Raw genomic sequence first — 24,656 nt, 5'->3', positions numbered from 1 at the left:
AAAATTAGGTACGTTACTACTAACTAAAATCTAGTGGAACCTCTTCTATATTAGCTAAGGCGAGTATTTTTTCTTGATTTATTACTGCTTCTTGTGTTTCCAAACTCCTTTCACATCTCACCCCAAACTGACAAAAATTACAATCTCTAGAAGTCTCTGCAATTTGAGGAAATTCTTCTCCCATTTTATACTTTTCCAACCAATAATTGAGTTGATTTAATAACCAAATTAAATCTTGTTTGGTTTGTTCGTGTTTCTCTTTATTGTAAGCGAATCTTAAACTTTTTGGTTCTGGTTTAGATTGGACAAACCAATAAGTCATTGAGATTTCTTCGGGTTTATAATCACTCGTTTCTGCCAAAACAAACAGATATAAACGAGTTTGCCAATCTTGTTCTAAAATTTGTCGTTTTTTCGGTTCTGGATAGGTTTTCCAATCTAAAATTTGGGCTTTTTTATCAGAAGCAATCAGTAAATCGTAAGCTACAGTCAGCAAGCAATCTTGAAAATTTAAACTGCGGAAATGTTCGCTGTCGCGGAAGTTGCCATTACTAGGATTAGGAGTTAAAATTTCCGGTGCAGCACTAACTAAAGCAACTACAGAATGCTGCATTTTAGTATCTTCTTTTAACAAAGATTCGATCGGCAAACCCAATTCCCTCTGCTGCATCAACAAGTGAAAATGACTACCCCAACTTAGCTTTTCTTGCTGATCGGGAGTAGTCACAGAACCAAATTGATCTAAAAAAGTATGTTGAAACTTTCTTGGACAACTGGAAAGGATATTTAAATGTCTTTGGGATAAGCGCATAAGCAATTCCAAATATTTAATGTTTAGGTTTTAGTTAAGACAAATACGCTGCCCTCATTGCCTCTGCCAATTCGCATATCATCATCTAAGTAAGTAATGTCTAGCCAGCCTTTTTGTTCGCGGTTGGTAATAGCAAAATCAAATCCGAAAAACTTTTTCCCCGCTGCAATTTGTTGGATAAAATTATCGGGATTTTGATAATCAAATAGCCGTTGCGAACCGATAATTCCCCGATCGAATCTCACGTTGACTCGACGTTCGGAAACCGGAATAAAAGTAGCAGTCACGCTGATAATACTTTCTAAAAACGGCAACCCAACAATTTCGGCAATATTGTAGATTTTAGTATTTTGAGTGCGAACGCATTGGTAAATTTGTCCGAGATTAAACAATGGTAGATTATCAATCCCTAAAAGTTCCCGACTAGTAGTGTAAAGCAATCGCCAATTACCTTCGAGTAAATCAGTGGCTTCCGTTGGTCTGGGAGTGGGGTTGCGGTCTTCCAATTGGGCAACTAAAGCCATGATTGCCAGTTTATCAGTTTCCTTGGTTAGTAAACCACGATTTTTGCCTGCGATCGCTTCTAGCAGTTCCATCTTGCCAATCATGTTTATACACCTCCTGTGAATTCTTACCTCTAAGCATAATCTGCTCTAAAACTAGAGTCGAATAGGCTGATAATTGCTAAACTCTTATTGTCTGATAATTAGTTAAAGTAACGCTTAAGACTCTATGGTATATAATCCTTCCTTGCGTGAAGACCCAATAGATCAACCCGCAGCTGTAATCCCAACCAAACACGACACTTCGATTCTTGATTGGTTAGAATCTACAGGTCGCCTTCTAGCAAGAGATGAAGTCCCCTCTGAAGATTATCCCGAAGAAGGTGAAGATATTGACGGTTTGATCGCTACTGATGAGATGGGATATGATGACGACGACTTCGGTGATGATGACATCGGAGAGTTGGACGAAGAGATTTAATCTTTAAAGGCAGAAGGCAGAAGGCAGAAGGCAGAAGGAAAGAAAGTTAAACTCAGATTTGCCCCCTCACCCTCTGCGTTCTACCTTTCCAATCACCAAAATCAATTTATAGTGTGGAGTGAAGTATTTTCGTGGATGCTAAATCACTAGATAGCAAATCACTCAAATTATCAGGGGTGAGTCTGTCTGTAATCCTAGCAGTTGTGTTGAGTGGAGTTGCGATTTTTCTGGATGGGAAAACAGGTAGATTTTTCAACCCAGGAGTTTCTTTAACACTGCCGTTTTGGGTTTGTGCCATAGCAACAACTGGGTTAGGTTACTGGATTGTACCACTTTTGCGATCGCTCAAAGCTGGACAAGTAATTCGGGAAGATGGGCCACAAAGTCATTTAAAAAAAGGTGGCACTCCCACAATGGGTGGAATATTTTTTATCCCAGTTGGCGTGATTATCTCCTTAATTTGGTCAGCTTTGAGTTTAGGAATCAAAGATTTCCCAACAGTAGCAGCGGTTGCTGGATTAACTCTAGGCTATGGTTTTATTGGTTGGTTAGATGATTGGCAAATTTTACGTCGGAAATCCAACAAAGGCATTTCACCAAAAATGAAATTAGCCTTACAAATTGGTTTTGCAGCGTTATTTTGTCTCTGGTTATGGCAGCAACCAGCAAATATTACCACGATCGATCTACCATTCGGTTTAACATTACCTTTAGGTTTATTGTTTTGGCCTTTGGCAGTTTTTGTATTAGTAGCAGAAAGCAATGCTACTAATTTAACTGATGGCGTAGATGGGTTAGCAGGTGGACTTTGCGCGATCGTATTTTTAGCATTAGCTACCTTAGTCGCCCCAACTCATCCCGGATTAATGATATTTTGCGCCTGTTTAAGTGGCAGTTGCTTAGGATTTTTAGCCCATAATCGTAATCCAGCAAGTGTATTTATGGGCGATACAGGTTCCCTAGCATTAGGAGGTGCTTTAGCCTCTGTAGCTCTATTAAGTAACACACTTTGGAGTTTATTTATCCTCAGTGGCATCTTCTTTGTCGAAACTCTTTCCGTAATGGCACAAGTCAGTTATTACAAAGCAACAAAAGGGCCAGATGGTGTAGGGAAAAGACTGTTTAAAATGGCACCATTACATCATCATTTAGAACTTTCTGGCTGGTCAGAACTGCAAGTTGTTGGAACTTTTTACACCATTAATGGAATTTTATATATTTTGTGTTTGCTGATTCGTTAATATGGGGACTAGAGACTAGGTACTGGGAACTGATGGCGAGGTTGAGAACTGGGAGGTAGGGAAAAACTCAAAACTCAAAACTCAAAACTCAAAACTATCTTCCCAGTCCCCAGTCCCCAGTCCCCAGTCCCCAAAATCAAAAATGAGCAACCAAGAGAAAACACTATCACCAAAAGTTTCGGTAGTCGTCCCAATTTATAACGGGGAAAATGATTTGGCGGATTTAATTAATTGCTTAAAATCACAAACTTATCCCATCGAACAAGTAGAATATTTTTTAGTAGATAATGCTAGTAGCGATCGCACTTCCACCATTATCCAAAACGCCGCCCAAAACTTTCCCAAAATTCACTACTTAGCCGAAACCAAAATTCAAAGTTCCTACGCCGCACGCAACACAGGAATTCGCGCCGCTAGTGGTGAAATTATCGCCTTCACCGACGCTGATTGTCGTCCCCAACCCCAATGGTTAACTGAATTAATCTTACCATTTCAAGATGCAAATATTGGCATTGTCGCCGGGGAAATTATCGGATTACCTGGAAAAACCATCTTAGAAAAATATGCCGAAAAGCAGGATGTGTTATCTCAAAAATATACCTTACAACATCCATTTTGTCCTTACGGTCAAACAGCTAACTTAGCAATTAGAAAAGAAATTTTTACTCAAATTGGATTATTTCGTCCTTACTTAACTACTGGTGGTGATGCCGATATTTGTTGGCGAATCCAACGAGAAACTAACTGGAAAATTCATTTTGCGCCAAATGCAATTATCCAACATCGCCATCGTTCTACACTATCAGAATTTCAAAGCCAATGGCGCAGATACGGAAAATCAAATCGCTATTTACATGAACTTTACGGCATTAGTTTAATGAAAGATATTCCGACAAAAGAATATATTTCTACTTTAAGTAGATGGATAGTGAAAGAAGTACCAATTACTAGTGTCAAAGCAATTCTCGGTAAAGCTAATTTTACAGACTTAGTAACTACTCCTTTAGGCTTAGTAAGCAAAAGAGCAAGATTTTTAGGACAGCAATCAGCACAACTTCCCGAAACAGCAAAAATGATAGAACGACTAGAATAAAACTTTGGCAAAACTTGGGAAAAGGGAGGATTACAACCTTTCCCCTTTGTATTGAATAAATTTCGTTACATTTAATATAGTAAGTAATTCTTAAGGTAATAAGGTGGTACAGATGGCAGGTCAATTGTTACTTGTGGATGATGAACCAGGATTGCGCGAAGCCGTACAAGCTTATCTAGAAGATAGCGAGTTCAACGTTAATGTTGCCAGTAACGCTACCGAAGGTTGGGAAAAACTGCAAAGTAATCCTCCTGACTTGGTGATTACAGATATTATGATGCCGCAAGTAGATGGTTATCAATTTCTCAAACAAATGCGGGAAGATCCACGTTTCAAATCATTGCCAGTGGTATTTCTCACTGCTAGGGGAATGACAAAAGACCGCATTCAAGGATACCAAGCTGGTTGTGATGCTTATCTTTCCAAACCTTTTGACCCTGATGAGTTAGTAGCAATTGTAGAGAATTTGTTGGAACGTCGATCGACCTCCGAAAAAGCTGGAGAAGGTACAGATATTGAAGATATTGCGCGACAATTGGCTGAAATTAGGAAATTGTTGCAGCAAAGACCTGCGATCGCCCAATCTGAAACCCACATTAAAATTGATTTGACCCCCAGAGAACAAAGTGTCCTAGACTTAGTAGCACAAGGGCTGATGAACAAAGAAATCGCCCGTCGTTTAGAAACCAGCGTTCGCAACGTCGAAAAATATGTGAGTCGCTTATTCAGTAAGACAGGCACCAACAGCCGCACCGAATTAGTCCGCTATGCCTTAGAACATGGTTTAACCAAGTGAAAGAAGAGTTTTTTGGGACTAGGGACTAGGGTGGGGTTAGGGGTTAGGGGTTAGGGAAATATTCCCCTGCTCCAAGAGTTCTTTTTACAACCGTAAAAGTAAATTAACTCCATGAGTATCAGTGCCACAAGTATTTAACAAATTGTACGTGGCACTTAACTGTTGCACCTGTTGAGTCTGTTCGGGACTAGTACGCCAAGGATTAGGATTGTTGTAAGCATAATAAGTCTCTACTCCATCAATACCTAGACGGGCAGCTTCGGGAATTAAAGTACTTGCCGACAGACGATATCGTTCTGGATGCGCGAGTACTGCCAAACCACCAGCCTGATGAATAGCTGCGATCGCATTAGCTGCTTTAGCTTCTTCATCCATAGGACTCACGCCTAGCAAATAAGTCAACATTGACGGATGTTGTGGGTTAAACGCATAACCCAAAATATGCACTTCAGTTCCCAGGAGATTTGCAGTAATTTCTACCCCAGTCCACAAACGAGGTGCAGAGGTTTCCGGGGAAGAATGCTTCCATTCTTCTAGCCAACTGATAGCTTGATAGAAACCGTTAACGCTGTGATGATCTGTGATAGCAAATCCTTTCAAACCAATAGCGATCGCTTGTTCCACCAAATGCTGTGGTTCTAATTTACCATCAGAGCATTTGGTGTGGAGATGAAAGTTAAATTGCAGCGGACAACTCTCGGCATTGATGCTGTCGAACACCCCTTTGAGTGCTACCACATCTTGCGCCGCTAGTATTTGGGCTGAATTCAAAAGCTGGTTTCCCAGTGAGTTGCAAATTGCTGTCATAGAACTAGGGCAGTTAGCGCTAAGCTGAGTGCTAAAAAAAGTAACTAACTGTTAAGACTAAGTTAGCAAATTTACCAGCAGAAGGCAGGGAGCGGGGGAGGTGGGGGGGTGGGGAGATGGGGAGATGGGGAGATGGGGAGATGGGGAGATGGGGAGATGGGGAGATGGGGAGATGGGGAGATGGGGAGATGGGGAGATGGGGAGATGGGGAGATGGGGAGATGGGGAGAGATCTAGAACTAGAAACTCCCCCCATCCCCCTACCTCCCCACCCCCCCACCTCTTCCTAGTCCCGATTCCGATTTTGCCAAGCGAGTTCTAAAACTTCTGCCCAGCGTTTTTGGACTTGTTTGAGGGAGCATTTTAGGGCGGTGGCGATCGCTTGGTCGTTAACTTGGTTACGCTTTAATTGCAGTAGTTGTTGCTGTTGGGGTGAGAGTTTCTGCCAGAATAGTTCCCATTGCACAGAAGACATACCCAGCTTTTGATCTAAATCTGCACCTAACCATTGATGAACTAACTGCCAGCGATCGGAACGAGAAAACTTTTCTACATAATACTTAAAACGCTGTTGTAAGTAATCTCTTTGTCGGGGAGACAAACCGAGAATTTCGTCAATTTCTGGGGCTGATAAATCTTGCAATTTTAAAATCAGATATTTCACGCATTCTGGTTGTCCTTGCGCTTCCAAATATTGAATCAACTCTGTAATTAAATTTTCTCGCAACAATGCTTCTGAACGATCGCTACTTTCCGATACCATAGAAGCTCGCACTTGTTGTAGTGCTGATTCTTGTACGGATGCGCCAGCATCTTCATTTTTATTTGACTCAGCAGCTAATTCAATATCGATCGCTGTTTCTGCTGGTTGACGACGGGAAAAAGTTTGGGCACGTAACACAATTAATTGCTGAGAAAGACCTGCTTTTACAGAAATTTTGCGTCTGGCATATTGTTCGGTAAATGCTAAGTATTCAGCAATTTCTAGGGAATGACGGGGAGTGTAATTTTCCGGTAGTTCAGCTTCTTTACGGAAGACTTTCAGCGACTCTAGATAAAAGCCTTGTAGGAAATCTTCGATCAGGTTGTAACGAGTTTGAAAGCCAAGCTGCGATCGCATCGGAGCAATATAACGATAAACTATTGCCGCCAAAGTACTGTGTAACTCAATCCGGCTTTGTTGAGAACCAAGCTGATAGTAATTTACACATTTTTGTACTCGATGTTTAGCTAAAGATAATTGCCAAGAACGAACCTCTCCCGAATTTTGAATCCGAGAACTTTGCTGACAAATTCTGTCTACCTCTTTCGCTATTCGACTCGCCACTCCCTGCATTGAAGCCGGAGAAACTTTTATTGAACTAATAGATTTAATTTGCGACTGTAGTTCGCTCCAAACCCGGTAAGTCAGAACATCAATATCTAAAGCTGACTCACTAGCAGCAAAATCATCATCTATATTTGCCCAATTTATTAAACTTTCACAGCTAGGTAAATTCATATATTCTACTCTCATAATTAACCTGACAGATGGATTAGCTAACTACTAAAATTGTCTGGCTGTTAAGTGTCTACACTTAAAATTTAGTCAACTACGGTTTATAAAGGTGCAAGCAATGTGTCACTGTCACAAGCTTTTGATTTTTTTGATTAGTCTGTCAATCATAAGTAGGCGCAACTTTTACAGAAGAAACTGCTGGATTACTTACACAGAGCGAACTTTCAGAATTTTGACTCAGTAAAATTACTCGGTTCCACTTCTCAAATCTATTCGTACAAAGTGGACGATTTCTTAACTGGTAGATATGACTGGGGACTGGGGATTGGGAGACAAGGGGACAAGGAGACAAGGGGACTTGATATCAACACACCAATCACCAATCATTTGACCTTCTTTGTGTCCAATCATCTGCACCGACTGTAGTTTGTTGTTGTCGATCGCCTGTGGGCTCATCTTCTTCGGGAAAGTCTTCTGATGGGGAACTGGGGGAACTGAACAGCGGGAGAGCGACGATCGCGCCGACGATCGCACCCCCAGCAGCACTAAAGGACAGTACTACACCTACTGGCAACTTGATTGACTCGTAAGCTAAAAACTTAAGGGCGACTGGTGAGGCGTTTTGGACGGAGAGAATCGCGATCGCCACGATCCAGGTTGCAATGATACCAGAAATAATTAATGTGGCTAGAGATTTCATTAAAGTTAATTTTCGTAAACAAACTGTTTTACTTTTACGTAAAAATACATCATACTTTTCATACTTTAGCATTTCTGAGTATCAAGATTCAGTAGAATCCGAACGCTGTCATCAGATTTATAGCTGAACCTCTGTGCTTTAGAAAAAGGGGTCTAACTTAGACCGATCGGGTCTGGCTTCAAGACTAGGGACGATTGAGGAATCGCCCTTACTTTAGTGGGTCGTTTTAAACCATTTTTACAAATTAAACCAAAATGATGACTAATCCTTTGGCATCTACATCATTTAAAGTTCAGTCTGGTAGTGTTCCCGCTTCTCAGCATCAATCATTAGAATCGAATTATCATTCTCTGGCAATGTTGTGGGCTAAAAAATACTACCTTTCCGTCACCCGTGACAAGTCTCAGAAACAGACAAAAAATGAAAATCTCGAAGAAGTAAATTCGGAAATAGGTCGGCGGAAAACTGCAAATAAATTGATGCAGAATTTGACTTTAGCTAGTGCTCAAGCTTGGTCGTTGACGGAAACTTTACTTTCGGAAGAAATTCGTCGTCATGGAATTAATCCAGAATTAATTAATCCTTTGGAAATTGCAGCGGATACGAAAAATTTGTTTCAAAAAGCTTGGGAAGCTTTTGCTGATGGTGCTGCGCCAGAACGTTTGTCGGTATTGGTGGGTAAAGATAGCGGTCGAGTGCGGCATAAATATACTAGCCAAGATCCGCGAGCGATCGGTTTTGTGAGTATGCAATTTCATTACACTGGACAAAAAATTTTAGGCTGGCTTTCACCTGCGGAACAAGCGTTATTTTCACCTTACTTAAAGGTGTTGGACGATTATATGTATATGCCATTGCAAGCAGCTTACGAAGCTGCGGCTAAGCATGAAGTAAATTCATCTGCATTATTAGCAGTTCAGCATCTTTTACCAATTAGTACTAGGATTGCTTATGCAGTTTACGATCGGGTAATTCGTCAGCACCCTAGCTATGAAAGTTACTCTGGATCGTTACGTTCAGAAGTAGTGAAAATTTCCAGCATTCGTGATGTGGAAATGTTCCAAGTTTACCTGTGTTTGTGTGTTTTAGAAAGTAATATTCGCTCTGTACAACAGGAACTTTTCCCGCTTTGTGTGATGTTATATCCGCGTTTGCAAGTCAGTTGGACTTTAGTGCAGGAAATGTTACACAATATGCTTTGGGAAATGCACGATCGCTTATCGTTAGATCATGTAGCACCATTTTTGCCCTATCTTCGCACCTTATCAGAAATGTTCTCGCAAGAAGTGTTTCAAGATAGTTAAAAATAGTAAGGTTTCCCAGTCCCCAGTCCCCAGTCCCCAGTCCCCAGTCCCCAAAATCAGGGTTTTCTACCACAACTAAGGGAGATCCTAAACCTTATTCCTCAGCCAAATTAGGTTCGGGAATTGTTAGTGCTAACTGGTAAATTTGGCGACGGGGAAGAGAAGTTTGTTGAGCTAATTGACGACTAGCGTCAGAACGAGATAATCCTTGCCTCAGTAAGTTTTGTAATTCAGCTTTAATTGCTGCTTCTGAAAGTTGGGGTTTTTCTAAAGTAGCGCCAGCAACTACTAAGGTAAATTCGCCTTGAGGTTCGCGGTTGGTATAGTGCGCGATCGCATCGCCAATCATTCCCCGCCAAAATTCTTCGTGCATTTTGGTTAACTCTCTGGCTAAAACAATCTCTCTTTCTTCGCCCAAAATTGCGCCTAAATCTTGTAGAGTTTCCCGCAAACGGTGCGGAGATTCGTAAAAAATTATCGTGCGAGTTTCACTTTTTAATGTTTCTAAATAGGTACGGCGTTCTTTATTTTTAGCTGGTAAAAAGCCTTCAAAAACGAATTTATCTGTAGCTAATCCAGCTGCACTTAAAGCGGTAATTGCTGCATTTGCGCCGGGAATGGGAACTACAGAAATTCCCTGTGCAATGCAAGCTTTAACTAATTCATATCCCGGATCGGAAATTAATGGCATTCCGGCATCGGTTACGAGTGCGATCGCTTTTCCTTGACTCAATTGTGACAGTAATTCGGGAATTCTTTGCTGACTATTATGCTCGTGATAACTCAATTGTGGCGTTTTAATTTGAAAATGTTGCAGCAATTTTCCCGTATGGCGTGTATCTTCTGCCGCAATTAGGTCTACTGTTTGTAAAATTCTAATTGCCCGAAAAGTCATATCTTCTAAGTTACCAATGGGAGTTGCTACTAAGTAAAGTGTTCCCATATTTTAATTAATAATTTACCATTCAAAATAACACTAATCATCTACTCCAATACTTTCGTAGATCAAATGAGAATTAACTACTAAAGGGTGAGGTTTGGCTATTCCGTAACCTTGAGCGTAATCTACTCCCATTTCTTTCAATTTTAACAGGATACTACGATCGGTAACAAACTTGGCAATAGTTTTTATTCCCAATATATGTGCAATTCGATTAATCATTTTTACCATTTCGTAGGCGATCGCGTCATCTCCTATCTGTTTAACAAAATTGCCACTGATTTTCCAGTAATCAACAGGTACTTCTTTGAGTTGATTCAATGAAGAAATTCCACAACCAAAATCATCTAAAGCTAAACTAAATCCTAAACTTTTTAATGATTCTACTAATTTAGTTGCTGTACTCAAATTAGCAACGATCGCGGTTTCGGAAATTTCAAAACAAATAGATTGCGGCAGAATTTTATGGGTATTCAATTGTGCTTTGAGAAAATCAACTAATCCCTCATCTTTCACGCTAGAATTTGATAAATTAATTGCATACAAACAACGACTTTGTGCTTCCTGACTTTGCTGATGTAATATGCCAAAAACAGTATCAATTACCCAGCGATCGATCGTCGTAATTAAATCATAACGTTCTGCCGCAGGTAAAAAAGCCATTGGCGGAATTATTTCTCCATTTTCATCCACTAAGCGCAACAAAATTTCTTGAAATTCCGATCGAGATGAGCGAGAACTTAGGTTAGAGATTTGTTGACTATATAAACGGAATTGATTGCTTGCTAAATTATTTGTTTTCTGAGCAGAAATTGCTTGATTAATTTTCTTTAACCATTGTTCAGCTAGATTTGTTTGTGTTGTTTCCACATCATCAGGTTCGTAAGTATAGATGCAATTACGACCATTATTCTTAGCCTGATAACAAGCAGAATCAGCCATATTCATCAAAGTTTCAATGTTTTTAGTTTCGGCAGTGATTCTCACTAAACCAATACTTACACCAATAGCAAAAGGTTGATTATCCCAAATAAAACGAAATTGCCGGATACTTTCTAAAAGTGATTGAGCAACAGCTTGTCCTTGTTGAATAGAACAATTATGCAAAAGCAAACCAAATTCATCGCCACCAAGTCTTGCTAAAACATCAGTTTGGCGCACTTGCTTTTGCAACAAATTACTCACTTGGCGCAATAGTTCATCACCCGCAGCATGACCGCAAGTATCATTCACAATTTTAAATCGATCTAAGTCTAAATAACAGATTGCGTGTTGTTGATTTTGGGTTTTAGCTGTTCCCAAACCTTCCTCTAAACGTTTTCTAAATTCCTGACGATTAATTAATTCTGTTAGGGCATCATGACTAGCTTCCCAAGAAAGTTGTTGATTTACTTGAGTGAGTAAAGCTGTACGTTCTCCGATTAAATCTTCTAAGCGTTCCTGATATTGCTGTAATTCTATTAATGCTTGTTTGCGATCGGTAATATTTTCCACCATGCGAATATAGAATTGTGGTCTACCCCGATCGTCGCGCACTAAGTAAGCATGAACTTGGCACCAAATCATCTGCCCATTTTTGCAAAGGTAACGCCTTTCTTTTTGATAACCATCGCTCTCATTTAAAGCCTGTCTATTTCTTAACAAATAACGTTTATCTGTAGCAGAATTTATATTTTTATCTGCTTCATTAGCCGATGTTTGTAAAGTAATAGTTTCTGTAAAATCGAAGGTAGTCAGTTCTTTTTCATCGTAACCTAACATTTTTTGTAATGCTGGGTTAACTGCGATCGTTCTCCCCGCCAAATCAATAATTTCAATCCCCACACTAGCCCCTTCAAAAAGCGATCGAAAGTGCGCTTCCCTCTGCTTTAAAGTCGCTTCTACTTGTTGTTTTTCCGCAATTTCCGCTGCTAACTTTTGATTAGCGGTTTCTAATTCTGCCGGACTAGGAAGTGCTAAAGCTTGGGGAATTAAAGGCCATAATTCTAATGCTGTATACATTGAAACCAACGCCGTCAGTGCTTTGACACCTCCAGAAAGCCAATAAACAGGATGCCACAATGTCCAAACTTCTAATAGGTGAGTTGTCCCACAAGTAACAATAAAAGCGCTAAACAAGAAAAAAATGCTTTTAAAAGGTAAGTCGTGCCGCTTATGGACAAAATAGACCAGCATTAACGGTATTGAATAGTAAGCTAGTGCTGTCAACCCGTCTGATAGTAGGTGCAACCAAACTAAGCCAGGATTCCACAAATAGCAGTGTCCGTGAGGTACAAAATTTTCTGAAAAAAACAAATTTTTGAATATTTCTTGCATAAACAATTTCTCTGTTTAAATATGCTGTAAATTTTTCTCCTTTTACCGATTTTACATAAAATATTTTGTAAATAATTTCTTAGTAAGCTAAAATTAAACTTTGTGACGATTGCTTATTCAAAGCATTAAGCGAGTATTTTCCTCAGAGCTTGGGTTTGACAAAGATGAAGCAATATTCTCTAAATTAATGTTAAATTCTAATAGCTGAGATAAAAATGAAGTTATGGGGAAAAGGGGACTTTTTGTAGGATTAGTAACGTTAGATTTAGTTTATTTAACCTCAAGCCCGCCTGGTATCAATCAAAAAATTGTAGCTTTAGATTATACTGTAACCGCAGGTGGGCCAGCTACAAATGCTGCTGTAACCTTTAGTTATTGGGAGAATAGCGCACAAATTTTAGGAGTAGTTGGACAGCACCCAATAACTCATTTAATTCGCTCTGATTTAGCGAATTATCAGTTAGAAATTCAGGATTTAGAGCCGACTCGATTAGAAGCACCACCAGTATCTTCTATTCTTGTTACTAATTCTACAGGCGATCGAGCAGTGATTTCCATCAATGCCACGAAATCCCAAGTGGCAGCAGAAAATATTCCGAATGAAATCTTACAAGATATTGACATTATTTTAATCGACGGTCATCAAATGGCAGTCAGCCAAAAAATTGCCAAACAGAGTCAAGCAAAAAGTATTCCCATAGTAGTAGATGGTGGCAGTTGGAAACCTGGATTTGAAGAGTTGTTACCTTTAGTAAATTATGCAATATGTTCGGCTAATTTTTATCCTCCTGGTTGCGAAACTACAGAACAAGTGTTCGCTTATTTAGCGGGGTTAGGTATTCCTCACATTGCCATTACTCAAGGAGAAAAACCAATCCAATATCTATCAAAAGACATAGCTGGAATCATAGAAGTTCCCGCAATTAAACCAGTAGATACTTTGGGTGCAGGAGATATCTTTCATGGAGCCTTCTGCCACTATATTTTGCATCAAGATTTCCTCCCTGCACTCCAAGAAGCGGCGAAAGTTGCTGCTCAATCTTGCCAATATTTTGGCACAAGACGGTGGATGTCTCAGGGAATTTTTTGACTTGAGAAGCTGGGATGTTTTACAATGAAAACATAAATAGGAAATACAAAATATAAATTAAATAAATGCCAGTTTTGTCTTTTATCTTGTAAAATCTTGGTTAACCAAACAAGCGGGGCTCAAATTGCGAGCAAGTTGGTGACAGCAACGGATAGCATCAATAAACAACTGCCAAAATTATAAGGAAGTTTAGTAGTGTTGAAATATTTAGGAAAAGACCAATTTGAAGGGTTAGAAGAAGTACTGGCGATCGCCAGATCGGTAGGTTGGGGTGCAGCTGATATCCTGCGATCGTATTATCGTGGAGAGTCCGATCGCGGCGACTTAAACATCCAAGAGAAAAAAGAAGGGCCAGTCACCGCAGCAGATTTAGTGACAAACCAATATATTCTCGATAATTTACAAGCCAGTTTTGGCACCCAAGACTTTGGTTATCTCACCGAAGAAACATACAAATTCCAATCAAAAGGAGTCTTATCTCCCCCATTATCTCAAGAATGGATTTGGATTATTGACCCCTTAGATGGCACTAGAGATTTTATCGAACAAACAGGCGAATATGCAGTACAAATTGCCTTAGTTTATCAACATCGTCCCATAGCTGCCGTAGTAGTTTGGCCCGAAGCAGAAAAATTATATTATGCCCTTAAAGGTGGCGGTACTTTTGTGGAAACACGCCAGGGAAATGCCACTCCCGTAACAGTTTCTCAACGCCAAAACCTTGAAGATTTATCATTAGTAGTCAGTCGCACTCACCGAGATGAACGATTTAATTATTTATTGCAACATTTACCCTGCAAAAATCAACAATATGTCGGTAGTGTTGGCTGCAAAATTGCCACTATCATCGAACAAAGAGCCGATGTTTACATTTCTCTTTCCAGTAAATCTGCACCTAAAGATTGGGATATTGCTGCACCCGAATTAATTCTCACTGAAGCTGGAGGAAAATTTACTTATTTAGATGGCTCTCCTCTCAATTACAATCGAGGAGATGTAAATCAATGGGGTTGCTTAATTGCTAGTAACGGTCATTGTCACGAACAATTATGCAATCAAACAAAAGAAATTTTGGAACAATTAGAAAGTTAGAAATCCTCAGCGTAGGGTGTGTTACGCTTGGCTAACGCACCCTACAGATTAATACAAATTAATCAATTCGCGTTGCTATTACTGCATAAAAAGGATCGCCACCACCAACACCAATTAACTGTAAAATTTTGGGAACAGTGGAGGCATGAATAATTACTTCTGGTTCACTAAAACCGGGAACTAGAGTAAAATAGCGCTTGACTAATTCTACTCGACCAATTTCCGAATTATCACGCCATGCAGTAATAGCTTTTTGATAAAACATTCGGTTAGAAAAGCTAATAATTGCGATTCCACCAGGTTTTAAAATGCGATGAATTTCGGAAAAAATAGCGTCTGGGTATTGCAAATACTGCACAGAAACACAGTTAAGAACGGCATCAAAATCTCGATCGGGCAAAGGCATTTTAGGATTCTGGTTGAGATTCTGCACGAAGTAATGATTTAAGCGAGGATTACGTGCTAGTTCCTCTTCATTCATCCCATGACCTTCCACATGAGCAAATTCTATATCATCTGGTAGATGCGAAACCCAACTACTCATCATATCTAAAATCCGAGTATTAGGTTTTAAGCGTTCCCGATACAAATCACTTAATTGCTGAATAAACCCATCATCTACATGAGTAACAAAGCGAGGGAAAGAGTAGAACAGGGAATCATCCGTGTCATCTAACTTGGTGCGTTGATTAGGTCGGAGGAGCATGAGTGTAAAATTATAAAAATAGCAACTATTTAATAATTATAAATAAATGTAAAGACTAGGAGCAGGGGAGCAGGGGAGCAGGGGAGCAGAGGAGCAGGGGAGCAGGGGAGCAGGGGAGCAGGGGAGCAGGGGAGCAGGGGAGCAGGGGAGCAGGGGAGAAATAAATTTTCCTTGTCCCCTTGTCCCCTTGTCCCCTTGTCCCCTTGTCCCCTTGTCCCCTTGTCCCCTTGTCCCCTTGTCCCCTTGTCTCCTTGTCCCCTTGTCTCCTTGTCTCCTTGTCCCCTTGTCCCCTTGTCCCCTTGTCCCCTTCTTAAGTGGCACGAGAATCAATTTGCTGTAGAATTTGTTCGACTTGTTTAGCTTTAGCAAATTCCCTGCGTTTAATGAATAATTCTTGGGCTTTCTTTAAATTAGCAACACCCTCATCTTTTTTACCTTGTTGCAAGAAAGCTAGTCCTAAATTAGTTAAAGCATCAGCATATTCAGCATTAATTTTTAAAGCTTCATTCCATTGATCGATCGCTTCTGACAATTGACCTTGTTTAGCTAAAGTGACACCTAGAGAATTCCGAGCGACGGCGTGTTTGGGATTAATTTCTATTGCTTTGCGATATTGCTCGATCGCACCTTCCCCATCACCTTGGCGCTCCAAAATTATTCCTAACCTTAAATAAGGAGTTGGTTCCTTGGGAAAAGCAGTAATCAATCCTCTAAAAATTCTTTCCGCATCAGTCATATTTCCCTGACTATAAAGGTCAGTACCATAACTGACAATTTGCCCATAACCAGAAACAACATCTGTGCATTTTTTCTTATTATCAGTTGCATTAACAACACATCTTTGTAACTTGTCTTCCTTAACTTCAAAATCACCCGCACCTGCTGAAGAATTGGGTTGAGTTCTTCTCGGTGAAGCACCAGGTTGAAGTCGCAAACTATCTGCTTGTGCAAAGCTAGGTTGAGCTAACATCAAAGCTGATGCTCCCCAACCAGCTGAAATGCAAAAAGCCATCCAAATTAGAGGTTGAGTTAATCTCTTGCTGACGCTGTGGTTAATTTTCATAAGCCCGTGCTGACTCCTCGACAATTAGCAATAGTACTACTTCTGTGACCTTTATTTTCTAGCCCTGTGAGTGGGTTATTAACCTGCATTGCTCCTACTGCATAGCCCTTTTAACATATTCCTTTTTATTAGTCAAGTAATCGGACGTGCAACATTTCCCGCCATTGTGATGAATTGCCGATGTTATGTGCAGAATAAATAAAAGGTAACTAAACCCTACTAAATAACAATGCAATCAGCAACAGTAGAAAGATCCCAAGCAAATCTGCCACCGCTAATTCCCCGTGAAATTCTGTTTGGGAACCCAGAAAAAACTAGCCCCAGACTTTCACCAGATGGCAAATATTTAGCGTATATTGCCCCTGATGAGAATAACATCTTGCAAGTTTGGCTGCGATCGATCGGACAGGAAGACGACCAAATCATCACCGCTGACAAAAAGCGGGGGATTCGGATTTTCTTCTGGACTTACAACCCCGATCGGCTAATGTATATGCAAGACTCGGACGGCGACGAAAATTTTCATCTTTACTTGGTGAACGTTAAATCAAAAATTGTTCGAGATTTAACACCATTTCAAGGTGTCAAAGCAGAACCGATCGAACTCGACCCCAAATTTCCCAATTTAGTATTAGTGGGAATGAACTTAAACAACCCGCAAATATTTGACGTTTTCCGCATCAATTTAGAAAATGGTGCAGTAGAGTTCGATACAGAAAATCCCGGTAATATTGTTAGTTGGACGGCTGACGCTGAATTTCAAATTCGCGCCGCTACTGCGAGTACACCTGATGGTGGTTCGGATTTATTATTTCGGGAAACCACTGATAAAACATGGGAAGTTTTGCGCCATTGGGGGCCAGATGAAGATGGCAATGCTGTAGATTTTTCTGCTGATGGAAAAACCCTATATATTGAAGGCAATCATGATGCTAATGCCCAACGTTTAATTGCTTTGGATCTTGCTAATCGTCAAGAAACTATCATTGCTCAAGACCCACAATATGATGTTGGTAGTGTGATGGTGCAACCAATAACACGAGTTATTGAAGCAGTTTCTTTTTACAAAGATAAGCAGGAATGGCAAATTTTAGACGAAAGTATTGCCGCAGATTTTGCTGAAATTGCCAAAGTTCGGGCAGGAGAGTTTTTTATCAGCAGTCGAGATTTAGCTGATAAAAATTGGCTAGTTGCTTACATGACTGATGATGGCCCTGTTTACTATCACGCCTATAATCGGGAAACAAAAACCAGCACTTTTCTGTTTAGCAATCAACCGAAGTTAGAAGGGTTGCAATTAGCAGCAATGCAGCCTATTTCTTATCAATCAAGAGATGGTTTAACTATTCATGGTTACTTAACTACTCCGGTAGGAATTGCCGCAGAAAATTTACCGACGGTTTTATTAGTTCATGGTGGCCCTTGGGCGAGGGATACTTGGGGTTATGATTCGCAAGCGCAATGGTTAGCTAACCGAGGTTATGCGGTTTTACAAGTGAATTTTCGCGGTTCTACTGGTTACGGCAAAGATTTTTTGAATGCTGGCAATCGGGAGTGGGCTGGCAAAATGCACGATGATTTAATTGATGGTGTAAATTGGTTGGTGGAGAAGGGCATTTCTGACCGGGAAAAAGTTGCCATTATGGGCGGTTCTTATGGTGGTTATGCCACATTAGTTGGTTTAACTTTTACGCCGGAAGTATTTGCTTGTGGGGTGGATATTGTGGGCGTTAGTAATTTGATTACTTTGTTGCAAACTATTCCTCCTTATTGGGAACCATTGAAGGTGCAAATGTATCATCGGATTGGCAATATGGAGACGGAACCGGAGTTTTTGAGATCGCGATCGCCTTTGTTTTTTGTCGATCGCATTAAAAAGCCCTTGCTAATTGGTCAAGGTGCCAACGATCCAAGGGTGAAGCAATCAGAAAGTGACCAAATAGTGGAAGCAATGAAAAAAGCAAATTTACCTGTAGAATATGTGCTTTACACCGATGAAGGTCACGGTTTTGCCCGTCCCGAAAATCGCCTACATTTCTTTGCTGTTGCTGAAGAGTTTCTCGCCAAATATTTAGGTGGTAGGTTTGAACCTGCAACTAATATTCAAGGACATTCTGCTGTAATTAAATAAGTTAGTGAGGTGGGCATTGTCCCACCTTACTACAATCTAAAAAAAAGCACGGAAAAAACGGGAGAAATATGGTGGAAGATGAATTTGATTTTCCGATTGGCAAACCTTTAATATCTATGTCAGTTTGGGAAAGCAAAGAATTTAGTAGCAATGAACTCTGGTTGGAGAAAGTTAAACTTATTTTTCAAGATCAAGAACTCATACTGCAACCAATTGCTGATACTGATGAAATTGAAATAATAGTGAAACCTAAAAGTTTGATGCCTATAAATCAAGTGGCGATGCCTACAAATCCAATGGTAATGGAGGAGTTAGTATCATCAAGTAAAAGATTAGAGAATCATATTTGGTACAATGCTTTTATTGGTAAAAAACTTCAAACCGTTTGGGTGTGTGAAAATTCTCAAGGTTATCGCGATCAAATTATTTTGGCTTTCCAACATTTACATCCAAGCGTTTCTTTTGTGGCTGAAGGTTCGGTAATCAAGGTATTTTCTTTAGAGCAGATCAAGCAAAAAAAAATATCTATTACAATTTAGAAAATGCAGATTTTAAATAGAAATTATTCAATCTAAAATGCCTAATCGTCGTCACTTTTTCCAAGTTGTTGTTACTGCTTTATCTTGTGCGATCGCTTCCTCCCTTGAGTCAGGAACGGCACAAGAAAATCGATCGCCAAAATCTTCTCGAACGCTAAAACCTGCACGCATAAAACCTGGTGCTACTGTGGGATTAGTAAGTCCTGCTGGTGCAACATTTGTTAAAGAACAAATAGGAATCGTCCAAGATGCTGTGCGAGGATTGGGACTTGTGCCTAAACTTGCACCTCATCTTCTCGATCGATATGGTTATTTGGCAGGCAAAGATCGCGATCGGGCCGCTGACATCAATCTATTTTTTGCCGATCCAGAAATAGCCGCTATTTTACCAATTAGGGGCGATTGGGGATGCAGTCGCATTTTGCCCTATCTTGATTACGAAAAAATTCGCCGTAATCCGAAAATTATTGTTGGTTTTAGCGATTTAACCGCCTTATTATTGGCAATTAATGCAAAAACAAATTTAATCACATTTCACGGCCCTAACGGGTTAACTTCTTGGTCAAAAGCACAAACTGATTATTTCCGTCGCGTGTTGTTTTCTGCCGAAACTCCAACTTTTCAAAACCCCAAAAATGGGAATAATACAGACAGTTTGATCCAAGTGAAATATCGAATTCAAACTATCACTCCCGGCAAGGCAAGGGGTAGACTTTTTGGCGGAAATCTTTCGGTATTATCTACTTTGGTTGGTTCTCCTTATCTGCCCGATTTAAATGGTGCTATCCTCTTTTTAGAAGAAGTGAGGGAAAATATTTATCGGGTCGATCGCTGGATGACGCATTTAAAATTAGCGGGAGTGTTCGATCGACTAGCTGGCTTTATCTTTGGGCAATGTAGAGATTGTTTACCAGATGCCGATTACGGTTCTCTCACATTAGAAGAAGTCTTGCAAGATCACATCCAACCACTAGGCATTCCAGCATGGTATGGTGCCACGATCGGTCATATTGAACCAATAGTCACATTACCCATCGGTTTAGAAGTAGAAATAGATGCCAGTGCAGGCACAATTTCCATGCTAGAACCCGCTGTATTGTAACATTTTTTGCTAACTGTTTTTCCCAATAATCAAATCATTTAAACGAAACTTGGCAATCTCGGCTATTTCAGTTAATGCTTGTGCCATTTCTGCTTCGGGCGAATTTTTAATCCTCTCCACAAAAGCAGCTAAAATACTATCTTTTGTGTGATTTTTCACCGCAATAATAAAAGGAAAACCAAATTTATCTTTATAAGTTTGATTCAGTAAATTAAAGCGTTGATATTCTTCAGGCGTTAATCTATCCAAACCTACGCCAGCTTGTTCTTTCACAGAAGCCTCCGCCATTTTTGCTTTAGTTCCCAAGTCTGGATGGGCGCAAATTAAATTTAAATGTTGTTCTTTACTAGCTGTTTGAACAACTCCTACCATAGTTTGATGTAAAGCAGATAAATCAGCAAAAGGTCGTTTTTGCCAAGCAATTTTTGCAACCCAAGGCGAATGTTCAAAGATTGTTCCTAAAGCTTCAGTAAAAGCTTCTTGCTTCATTTGATTTAGTTCAGAAAGGGTATATTGCATAGTTAATTTGTGAGTTATTTGATTCAAGCAAAATCTAACCTGAAATATTTTAGGGATTCTGAATATAACATTTTGTTTGAGTGTAATCTTTAGAGATGAAAATAGACACAATGCTAAAAGGATACATCTGCATAAAAAAAGGATAAAAATTGGGTTGATAAATCTCTTTGTCTTGCAGTGACAAATCCCAATAACCTTCTTTTGGGGCTAGTTGTAACAGCAAATGCCAATCTTCTGATTCATAGCAAAGAGGGGCTTCTACGTTTTCAACGTAAATCGCTTGACCGCCTATTTTATTACCTGCCAACTCAGGTTTAGAGAAATTATAGCCTGTATCTAAATCTAAATCATTCCAACAATCCCAACGTTCATTGAGTGGAGTTGCTGTTTCTATTTCCAGGTCGCATAACAAAACATTGTAATCTTTTGCGGGGAGTTTTTGCTGGTCTTCATCAAGTTCATAAACTCCCTCTCCCGTTGCTGCGGAAACGTATTCTAATGGAGTGTCTACCCGATCGTAATTGACAGTTTTATAAACTGCTTCTTTAGTTTGAATTACAATGGCAACTGCTTCGTTGTAAAGTAATTCTACTTCATCGGCAAAAAATAGATAAGCTATTGCTTCTTTGCTATTAGGAAAAATAGCTTCTTCTAGGGCAATTTGACCCATAAATAACATTTTTTTCCCGGTTTCTGGAGATAAGGGCCAAGTGGCTTCGGTTTTATTCAGCCAAACGGGTTGTCCGCCAAATTTGGTGATTAATTGAATAATTGAGATATGACTTTCTTCAAATGTAAAACTGCGTTTTGCTAAATTCATAATAATTACCTTAATTTTTCCATCTGTAACTCAGTATTAGTGGGAGTTTTTACCAATTTTCAGCCACTAGTAGATAATTACTAATAGTATCTCCTAATCAATGCTTGCTCCTTACTTGACTGCATATTTTAACGCTTTACGATAAATTTTGTTTTAAAACTTATTTAATTAATGTAAATTTAAATAAATTAAATCTAATTTTGTGAATTCCGCAGTAAAATGAAGTAAAATTATATACAAATAGATACAGTAAAAGTTTTTAAAGGAAGTAAGAGAAAAAAATACTTAAGTACAGATAAGGGTAACATAACAGCTTATTGGAGCGATCGGATTAAGAGCATGGCTCAAGGAAAAAGCAAAACCACATCTCAATTGAAAGAAGAAATAAAGGCTGCTTCACTTAGCGCAGAAGAGAGCTTATTGAATCGAATTGCTACTAAAATTCGTCGTTCCTTAGAGTTACCAGAAATTTTGGCAACGACGGTAGAGGAGATCCGCAGTTTTTTAAATACAGATAGAGTAAAAATTTATTCATTTCATACTGATGGTAGTGGGGAAGTAATTGCAGAGTCTATTCATAATCATCGTTTACCTTCTCTATTAGGTTTGCATTTTCCCGCTGATGATATTCCTTACCATGCACGTCAGATGTTTTTGAAAGCCCGTCAGAGAGTAATTGTGGATGTGACTGCTGGGCGAAAAATTCTCAGTCAATTAGATTGTCCGCATACAGGAGAAAGTTTAACTTCGGAGGATATTCGTTATTGTGAAGTAGATGAGTGTCATGCAGAATATCTTTCTACAATGGGGGTGCGTTCTTCGTTAACTGTGCCAATTTTGCACCAAAATCAACTCTGGGGTTTGTTAGTTTCTCACCATGCAAAAGCACGTCGTTATTCCGAAAGAGAGCTAAAAATTGTACAATTGTTAGTCGATCAATTGTCGATCGCGATCGCTCAATCTAACCTACTTTTTCGAGCCAGAAATCAAGCAGAACATGAAGCAACAATCAATCAAATCAGCCAAATTTTACACTCCCCGATCGACAGTTTAAAAATTCGTCATACCGTCCTCGAACAAGCAGTTAAAGCCCTCGATTGTTCTGGAGGTAGACTATACATTACACCTAATTGTATTGGAGAATCTGCACAAATTTATATTTATGGGGAAGAAGTAAATACACCAGAATTGGAAGAAACTGTATTTTGGCAAAAAATTATTGGATTAGATAAAAACGAGGATACAAAATCTCTTGATTGCTCTATTTTATCTCCATCTTGGAGCTTGACAAAACCAACAATAGAAACTAACTTTTTTCCAAAAGGTTCAAACGAATCTCAAAAATCAATTAATCAAGATTCCCCTGATAATAAACATCCAGTTTCGCAGATTTATATTATTACCGATCTCTATCAAGAACCTCAGTTTAAGGAATTAATCTCCGCTTTTGAATCTACAGACATTCGCTCTTTATTAATCGTTCCTCTGCAATATCATCAACAATGTGTGGGATGCCTCACACTGTTTAGAAATGAAATTGAAACCGAAAGATTGTGGGCGGGAAGATTGAAAAAAGACAAAAGAAATGCTCGTCCTCGCAAATCTTTTCAAGCTTGGCGAGACATTAAAAAAGGACAAACGAAAGCATGGACTCAAGATGAAATTAAATTAGCACAAGCCTTGGGATTACATCTTTATATGGCAGTGCTACAAAAGCGTGTGGAAGATACAATTAAACATCAAGCTTCCCACGATTTACTCACAGGTTTACCTAATAGATTACTATTTAACGATCGCCTTTCCCTAGAACTAGCTCACCTGCAACAAGGTGATAAAATGCTGGCAGTAGTATTTCTAGATCTAGATTTTTTTAAGAACATTAACGATACTCTTGGTCATGCTACAGGCGATCTATTATTAAAACAAGTTTCTCAAAGATTGCAAGCTTGTTTACGGGAAGGAGATTTAATAGCACGTTGGGGCGGAGATGAATTTACTATTTTATTACCAGGGATTCACAGTGCGGAAAATGCAGTGAATATTGTAGAGCGAATTCTGCAAGTAATCAGCGCTCCTTTTGATTTTAATACTCAAGAATTTTACGTGAAAGCTAGTATTGGAATTGCCTTTGCTCCTTACGATGGAGAAGATACAGAAACACTACTGAAAAATGCCGATGCTGCGATGTATAAAGCCAAGCAAAAAGGGCGGAATAACTATCAAGTATATACTCCTGCGATCGGAGATAAAGCCCTAGAACGCATGGTGTTAGAAAATAACTTATACAAAGCCTTACAAAGAACAGAATTTTTATTACACTACCAACCCCAATTAGATATAGCTACAGGCAAAATTGTGGGAATGGAAGCATTAATTCGTTGGCAATCTGTAGAAAAAGGATTAATTCGTCCAGATCAATTTATTCCAGTAGCAGAAGAAACCGGATTAATCTTTCAAATTGGAGAATGGGTATTAAGAACCGCTTGTCAACAAAACAAACTTTGGCAACAAGCTGGTTTACCACAAATTCGTATAGCAGTTAATCTTTCCGCTAAACAATTTCAGCAAAAAGATCTAGTCAAAACTATCACTAAAGTCTTGCACGAAACAGGTTTAGAACCAGAATATTTAGAAATAGAAATTACTGAAAGTACTGCCATCCAAGATGTAGACTTTACAATTGCAGTATTGCAATCTTTAAGAAGTATGGGAATACATATTTCTATGGATGATTTTGGTATAGGTTACTCTTCCCTGTGGTCGCTAAAAAGATTTCCCTTAGATAAACTGAAAATCGATCGCTCATTCATTCATGATTTGATCTCCCATCCCAAAGATGCCGCAATTATTACCACTATTATTGATTTAGGACACGCTTTAAACTTACAATTGATTGCAGAAGGAGTAGAAACAGCAGAACAATTACAATTTTTGCGATCGATCGATTGCGATGGTATGCAAGGTTATTTGTTTAGTCCCCCTGTCACTGCTCAAGTGGCTACAGAACTTCTTAAGAATCAAACTAAAACCCTACTTAAGCTAGATTGATAAAAAGGCGATCGTTTGGCTTAATTAAACAGAATCAGGACAAACATAGATATCAAG

The 24,656-nt window shown here is 39.3% G+C and carries 23 protein-coding genes; 12 read left to right on the top strand and 11 right to left on the bottom strand.

What is annotated here, in order from left to right; all coding sequences use genetic code 11:
* Window positions 1-19 precede the first annotated feature (19 nt).
* Window positions 20-811 carry a PD-(D/E)XK nuclease family protein gene (locus ACE1CA_RS12545; RefSeq protein ID WP_413279907.1) on the bottom strand — a complete coding sequence of 264 codons (792 nt, stop codon included), beginning with the start codon at window positions 809-811 and terminating at the stop codon, window positions 20-22.
* A 23-nt stretch (window positions 812-834) separates the two neighbouring features.
* Window positions 835-1,419 (bottom strand): PAP/fibrillin family protein, encoded by a 585-nt coding sequence (locus ACE1CA_RS12540; protein WP_413279908.1) that lies wholly within the window; start codon window positions 1,417-1,419, stop codon window positions 835-837.
* Between the two features lie 124 nt (window positions 1,420-1,543).
* Between ACE1CA_RS12540 and ACE1CA_RS12535 the strand changes: the two genes are divergently transcribed.
* The 4 genes from ACE1CA_RS12535 to ACE1CA_RS12520 all read left to right on the top strand — a co-directional run bounded on the left by ACE1CA_RS12535 (window position 1,544) and on the right by ACE1CA_RS12520 (window position 4,925).
* Window positions 1,544-1,795, top strand: coding sequence for a DUF3134 domain-containing protein (locus ACE1CA_RS12535; RefSeq protein WP_413279909.1), 252 nt, complete (start codon window positions 1,544-1,546; stop codon window positions 1,793-1,795).
* Between the two features lie 131 nt (window positions 1,796-1,926).
* Window positions 1,927-3,036: a phospho-N-acetylmuramoyl-pentapeptide-transferase gene (mraY, locus tag ACE1CA_RS12530; protein ID WP_413279910.1), complete on the top strand. Its 1,110-nt coding sequence runs from the start codon at window positions 1,927-1,929 to the stop codon at window positions 3,034-3,036.
* Between the two features lie 142 nt (window positions 3,037-3,178).
* Complete coding sequence (locus tag ACE1CA_RS12525; protein ID WP_413279911.1) at window positions 3,179-4,129, top strand: glycosyltransferase family 2 protein; 951 nt, start codon at window positions 3,179-3,181, stop codon at window positions 4,127-4,129.
* 112 nt (window positions 4,130-4,241) lie between these two features.
* On the top strand, window positions 4,242-4,925 hold the full coding sequence (locus ACE1CA_RS12520; protein WP_413279912.1) for a response regulator: 684 nt from the start codon (window positions 4,242-4,244) through the stop codon (window positions 4,923-4,925).
* Window positions 4,926-5,009: 84 nt separating this feature from the next.
* Here the strand turns inward: ACE1CA_RS12520 and ACE1CA_RS12515 are convergent, their stop codons facing one another.
* Window positions 5,010-5,732, bottom strand: a complete 723-nt coding sequence (locus ACE1CA_RS12515; protein WP_413279913.1) for a PHP domain-containing protein — start codon at window positions 5,730-5,732, stop codon at window positions 5,010-5,012.
* A 100-nt stretch (window positions 5,733-5,832) separates the two neighbouring features.
* Here ACE1CA_RS12515 and ACE1CA_RS12510 point away from each other — a divergent pair, with 100 nt between their 5' ends.
* The gene (locus ACE1CA_RS12510) at window positions 5,833-6,021 is read left to right on the top strand and encodes a hypothetical protein (protein ID WP_486517796.1); all 189 of its coding nucleotides are present in this window, start codon (window positions 5,833-5,835) and stop codon (window positions 6,019-6,021) included.
* Here the strand turns inward: ACE1CA_RS12510 and ACE1CA_RS12505 are convergent.
* Both ACE1CA_RS12505 and ACE1CA_RS12500 read right to left on the bottom strand, forming a co-directional pair.
* Complete coding sequence (locus ACE1CA_RS12505; RefSeq protein WP_459563607.1) at window positions 6,018-7,247, bottom strand: hypothetical protein; 1,230 nt, start codon at window positions 7,245-7,247, stop codon at window positions 6,018-6,020. The two genes, ACE1CA_RS12510 and ACE1CA_RS12505, sit on opposite strands and share 4 nt — an antisense overlap.
* Window positions 7,248-7,605: 358 nt before the next feature.
* Entirely contained in the window at window positions 7,606-7,929 is a 324-nt protein-coding gene (locus ACE1CA_RS12500) for a lipopolysaccharide assembly protein LapA domain-containing protein (RefSeq protein WP_486517795.1), read from the bottom strand.
* A 254-nt stretch (window positions 7,930-8,183) separates the two neighbouring features.
* Here ACE1CA_RS12500 and ACE1CA_RS12495 point away from each other — a divergent pair, with 254 nt between their 5' ends.
* Complete coding sequence (locus ACE1CA_RS12495) at window positions 8,184-9,233, top strand: hypothetical protein (protein WP_413277902.1); 1,050 nt, start codon at window positions 8,184-8,186, stop codon at window positions 9,231-9,233.
* A 94-nt stretch (window positions 9,234-9,327) separates the two neighbouring features.
* Here the strand turns inward: ACE1CA_RS12495 and rsmI are convergent, their stop codons facing one another.
* Together rsmI and ACE1CA_RS12485 are read right to left on the bottom strand one after the other, a co-directional pair.
* On the bottom strand, window positions 9,328-10,176 hold the full coding sequence (rsmI, locus tag ACE1CA_RS12490; RefSeq protein WP_413277901.1) for a 16S rRNA (cytidine(1402)-2'-O)-methyltransferase: 849 nt from the start codon (window positions 10,174-10,176) through the stop codon (window positions 9,328-9,330).
* Window positions 10,177-10,209: 33 nt separating this feature from the next.
* The gene (locus tag ACE1CA_RS12485; RefSeq protein WP_413277900.1) at window positions 10,210-12,489 is read right to left on the bottom strand and encodes a bifunctional diguanylate cyclase/phosphodiesterase; all 2,280 of its coding nucleotides are present in this window, start codon (window positions 12,487-12,489) and stop codon (window positions 10,210-10,212) included.
* 223 nt (window positions 12,490-12,712) lie between these two features.
* Between ACE1CA_RS12485 and ACE1CA_RS12480 the strand changes: the two genes are divergently transcribed.
* Both ACE1CA_RS12480 and ACE1CA_RS12475 read left to right on the top strand, forming a co-directional pair.
* The gene (locus ACE1CA_RS12480; protein ID WP_413277899.1) at window positions 12,713-13,579 is read left to right on the top strand and encodes a sugar kinase; all 867 of its coding nucleotides are present in this window, start codon (window positions 12,713-12,715) and stop codon (window positions 13,577-13,579) included.
* A gap of 198 nt (window positions 13,580-13,777) precedes the next feature.
* A complete protein-coding gene (locus ACE1CA_RS12475) occupies window positions 13,778-14,671 on the top strand; it encodes a 3'(2'),5'-bisphosphate nucleotidase CysQ family protein (protein WP_459563609.1) in 894 nt (297 codons plus the stop codon).
* 58 nt (window positions 14,672-14,729) lie between these two features.
* Here the strand turns inward: ACE1CA_RS12475 and ACE1CA_RS12470 are convergent, their stop codons facing one another.
* Together ACE1CA_RS12470 and ACE1CA_RS12465 are read right to left on the bottom strand one after the other, a co-directional pair.
* On the bottom strand, window positions 14,730-15,377 hold the full coding sequence (locus ACE1CA_RS12470; protein WP_413277897.1) for a class I SAM-dependent methyltransferase: 648 nt from the start codon (window positions 15,375-15,377) through the stop codon (window positions 14,730-14,732).
* A gap of 310 nt (window positions 15,378-15,687) precedes the next feature.
* Entirely contained in the window at window positions 15,688-16,440 is a 753-nt protein-coding gene (locus ACE1CA_RS12465; RefSeq protein WP_413277896.1) for a tetratricopeptide repeat protein, read from the bottom strand.
* 229 nt (window positions 16,441-16,669) lie between these two features.
* On the opposite strand from ACE1CA_RS12465, the gene ACE1CA_RS12460 reads away from it, so the two are divergent.
* The 3 genes from ACE1CA_RS12460 to ACE1CA_RS12450 all read left to right on the top strand — a co-directional run bounded on the left by ACE1CA_RS12460 (window position 16,670) and on the right by ACE1CA_RS12450 (window position 20,212).
* Window positions 16,670-18,571 carry a S9 family peptidase gene (locus tag ACE1CA_RS12460; protein ID WP_413277895.1) on the top strand — a complete coding sequence of 634 codons (1,902 nt, stop codon included), beginning with the start codon at window positions 16,670-16,672 and terminating at the stop codon, window positions 18,569-18,571.
* Between the two features lie 68 nt (window positions 18,572-18,639).
* Window positions 18,640-19,110: a DUF6334 family protein gene (locus ACE1CA_RS12455; RefSeq protein WP_413277894.1), complete on the top strand. Its 471-nt coding sequence runs from the start codon at window positions 18,640-18,642 to the stop codon at window positions 19,108-19,110.
* A gap of 37 nt (window positions 19,111-19,147) precedes the next feature.
* A complete protein-coding gene (locus ACE1CA_RS12450) occupies window positions 19,148-20,212 on the top strand; it encodes a S66 peptidase family protein (RefSeq protein WP_413277893.1) in 1,065 nt (354 codons plus the stop codon).
* A 9-nt stretch (window positions 20,213-20,221) separates the two neighbouring features.
* Here the strand turns inward: ACE1CA_RS12450 and uraD are convergent, their stop codons facing one another.
* Both uraD and ACE1CA_RS12440 read right to left on the bottom strand, forming a co-directional pair.
* A complete protein-coding gene (uraD, locus tag ACE1CA_RS12445; protein ID WP_413277892.1) occupies window positions 20,222-20,731 on the bottom strand; it encodes a 2-oxo-4-hydroxy-4-carboxy-5-ureidoimidazoline decarboxylase in 510 nt (169 codons plus the stop codon).
* A gap of 49 nt (window positions 20,732-20,780) precedes the next feature.
* Window positions 20,781-21,551 carry a DUF1963 domain-containing protein gene (locus tag ACE1CA_RS12440; protein WP_413277891.1) on the bottom strand — a complete coding sequence of 257 codons (771 nt, stop codon included), beginning with the start codon at window positions 21,549-21,551 and terminating at the stop codon, window positions 20,781-20,783.
* A 339-nt stretch (window positions 21,552-21,890) separates the two neighbouring features.
* On the opposite strand from ACE1CA_RS12440, the gene ACE1CA_RS12435 reads away from it, so the two are divergent.
* A complete protein-coding gene (locus tag ACE1CA_RS12435) occupies window positions 21,891-24,599 on the top strand; it encodes a bifunctional diguanylate cyclase/phosphodiesterase (RefSeq protein ID WP_413277890.1) in 2,709 nt (902 codons plus the stop codon).
* The last annotated feature ends 57 nt before the right edge of the window (window positions 24,600-24,656 follow it).

Source organism: Floridaenema evergladense BLCC-F167, from assembly GCF_041929205.2.
GTDB lineage: Bacteria > Cyanobacteriota > Cyanobacteriia > Cyanobacteriales > Aerosakkonemataceae > Floridanema > Floridanema evergladense.
The sequence above is the reverse complement of the archived record's forward strand: the minus strand, read 5'-3'. Positions and strand labels throughout refer to the sequence as shown.

Coding starts and splice junctions, on each gene's coding strand:
- ACE1CA_RS12485 (WP_413277900.1), bottom strand. CDS start 12,489: ATGCAAGAAATATTCAAAAATTTGTTTTTTTCAGAAAATTTTGTACCT.
- ACE1CA_RS12540 (WP_413279908.1), bottom strand. CDS start 1,419: ATGATTGGCAAGATGGAACTGCTAGAAGCGATCGCAGGCAAAAATCGT.
- ACE1CA_RS12450 (WP_413277893.1), top strand. CDS start 19,148: ATGCCTAATCGTCGTCACTTTTTCCAAGTTGTTGTTACTGCTTTATCT.
- uraD (WP_413277892.1), bottom strand. CDS start 20,731: ATGCAATATACCCTTTCTGAACTAAATCAAATGAAGCAAGAAGCTTTT.
- ACE1CA_RS12465 (WP_413277896.1), bottom strand. CDS start 16,440: ATGAAAATTAACCACAGCGTCAGCAAGAGATTAACTCAACCTCTAATT.
- ACE1CA_RS12515 (WP_413279913.1), bottom strand. CDS start 5,732: ATGACAGCAATTTGCAACTCACTGGGAAACCAGCTTTTGAATTCAGCC.
- ACE1CA_RS12460 (WP_413277895.1), top strand. CDS start 16,670: ATGCAATCAGCAACAGTAGAAAGATCCCAAGCAAATCTGCCACCGCTA.
- ACE1CA_RS12505 (WP_459563607.1), bottom strand. CDS start 7,247: ATGAGAGTAGAATATATGAATTTACCTAGCTGTGAAAGTTTAATAAAT.
- ACE1CA_RS12435 (WP_413277890.1), top strand. CDS start 21,891: ATGGCTCAAGGAAAAAGCAAAACCACATCTCAATTGAAAGAAGAAATA.
- ACE1CA_RS12525 (WP_413279911.1), top strand. CDS start 3,179: ATGAGCAACCAAGAGAAAACACTATCACCAAAAGTTTCGGTAGTCGTC.
- rsmI (WP_413277901.1), bottom strand. CDS start 10,176: ATGGGAACACTTTACTTAGTAGCAACTCCCATTGGTAACTTAGAAGAT.
- ACE1CA_RS12470 (WP_413277897.1), bottom strand. CDS start 15,377: ATGCTCCTCCGACCTAATCAACGCACCAAGTTAGATGACACGGATGAT.
- ACE1CA_RS12440 (WP_413277891.1), bottom strand. CDS start 21,551: ATGAATTTAGCAAAACGCAGTTTTACATTTGAAGAAAGTCATATCTCA.
- ACE1CA_RS12495 (WP_413277902.1), top strand. CDS start 8,184: ATGATGACTAATCCTTTGGCATCTACATCATTTAAAGTTCAGTCTGGT.
- ACE1CA_RS12545 (WP_413279907.1), bottom strand. CDS start 811: ATGCGCTTATCCCAAAGACATTTAAATATCCTTTCCAGTTGTCCAAGA.
- ACE1CA_RS12480 (WP_413277899.1), top strand. CDS start 12,713: ATGGGGAAAAGGGGACTTTTTGTAGGATTAGTAACGTTAGATTTAGTT.
- ACE1CA_RS12455 (WP_413277894.1), top strand. CDS start 18,640: ATGGTGGAAGATGAATTTGATTTTCCGATTGGCAAACCTTTAATATCT.
- ACE1CA_RS12500 (WP_486517795.1), bottom strand. CDS start 7,929: ATGAAATCTCTAGCCACATTAATTATTTCTGGTATCATTGCAACCTGG.
- ACE1CA_RS12535 (WP_413279909.1), top strand. CDS start 1,544: ATGGTATATAATCCTTCCTTGCGTGAAGACCCAATAGATCAACCCGCA.
- ACE1CA_RS12520 (WP_413279912.1), top strand. CDS start 4,242: ATGGCAGGTCAATTGTTACTTGTGGATGATGAACCAGGATTGCGCGAA.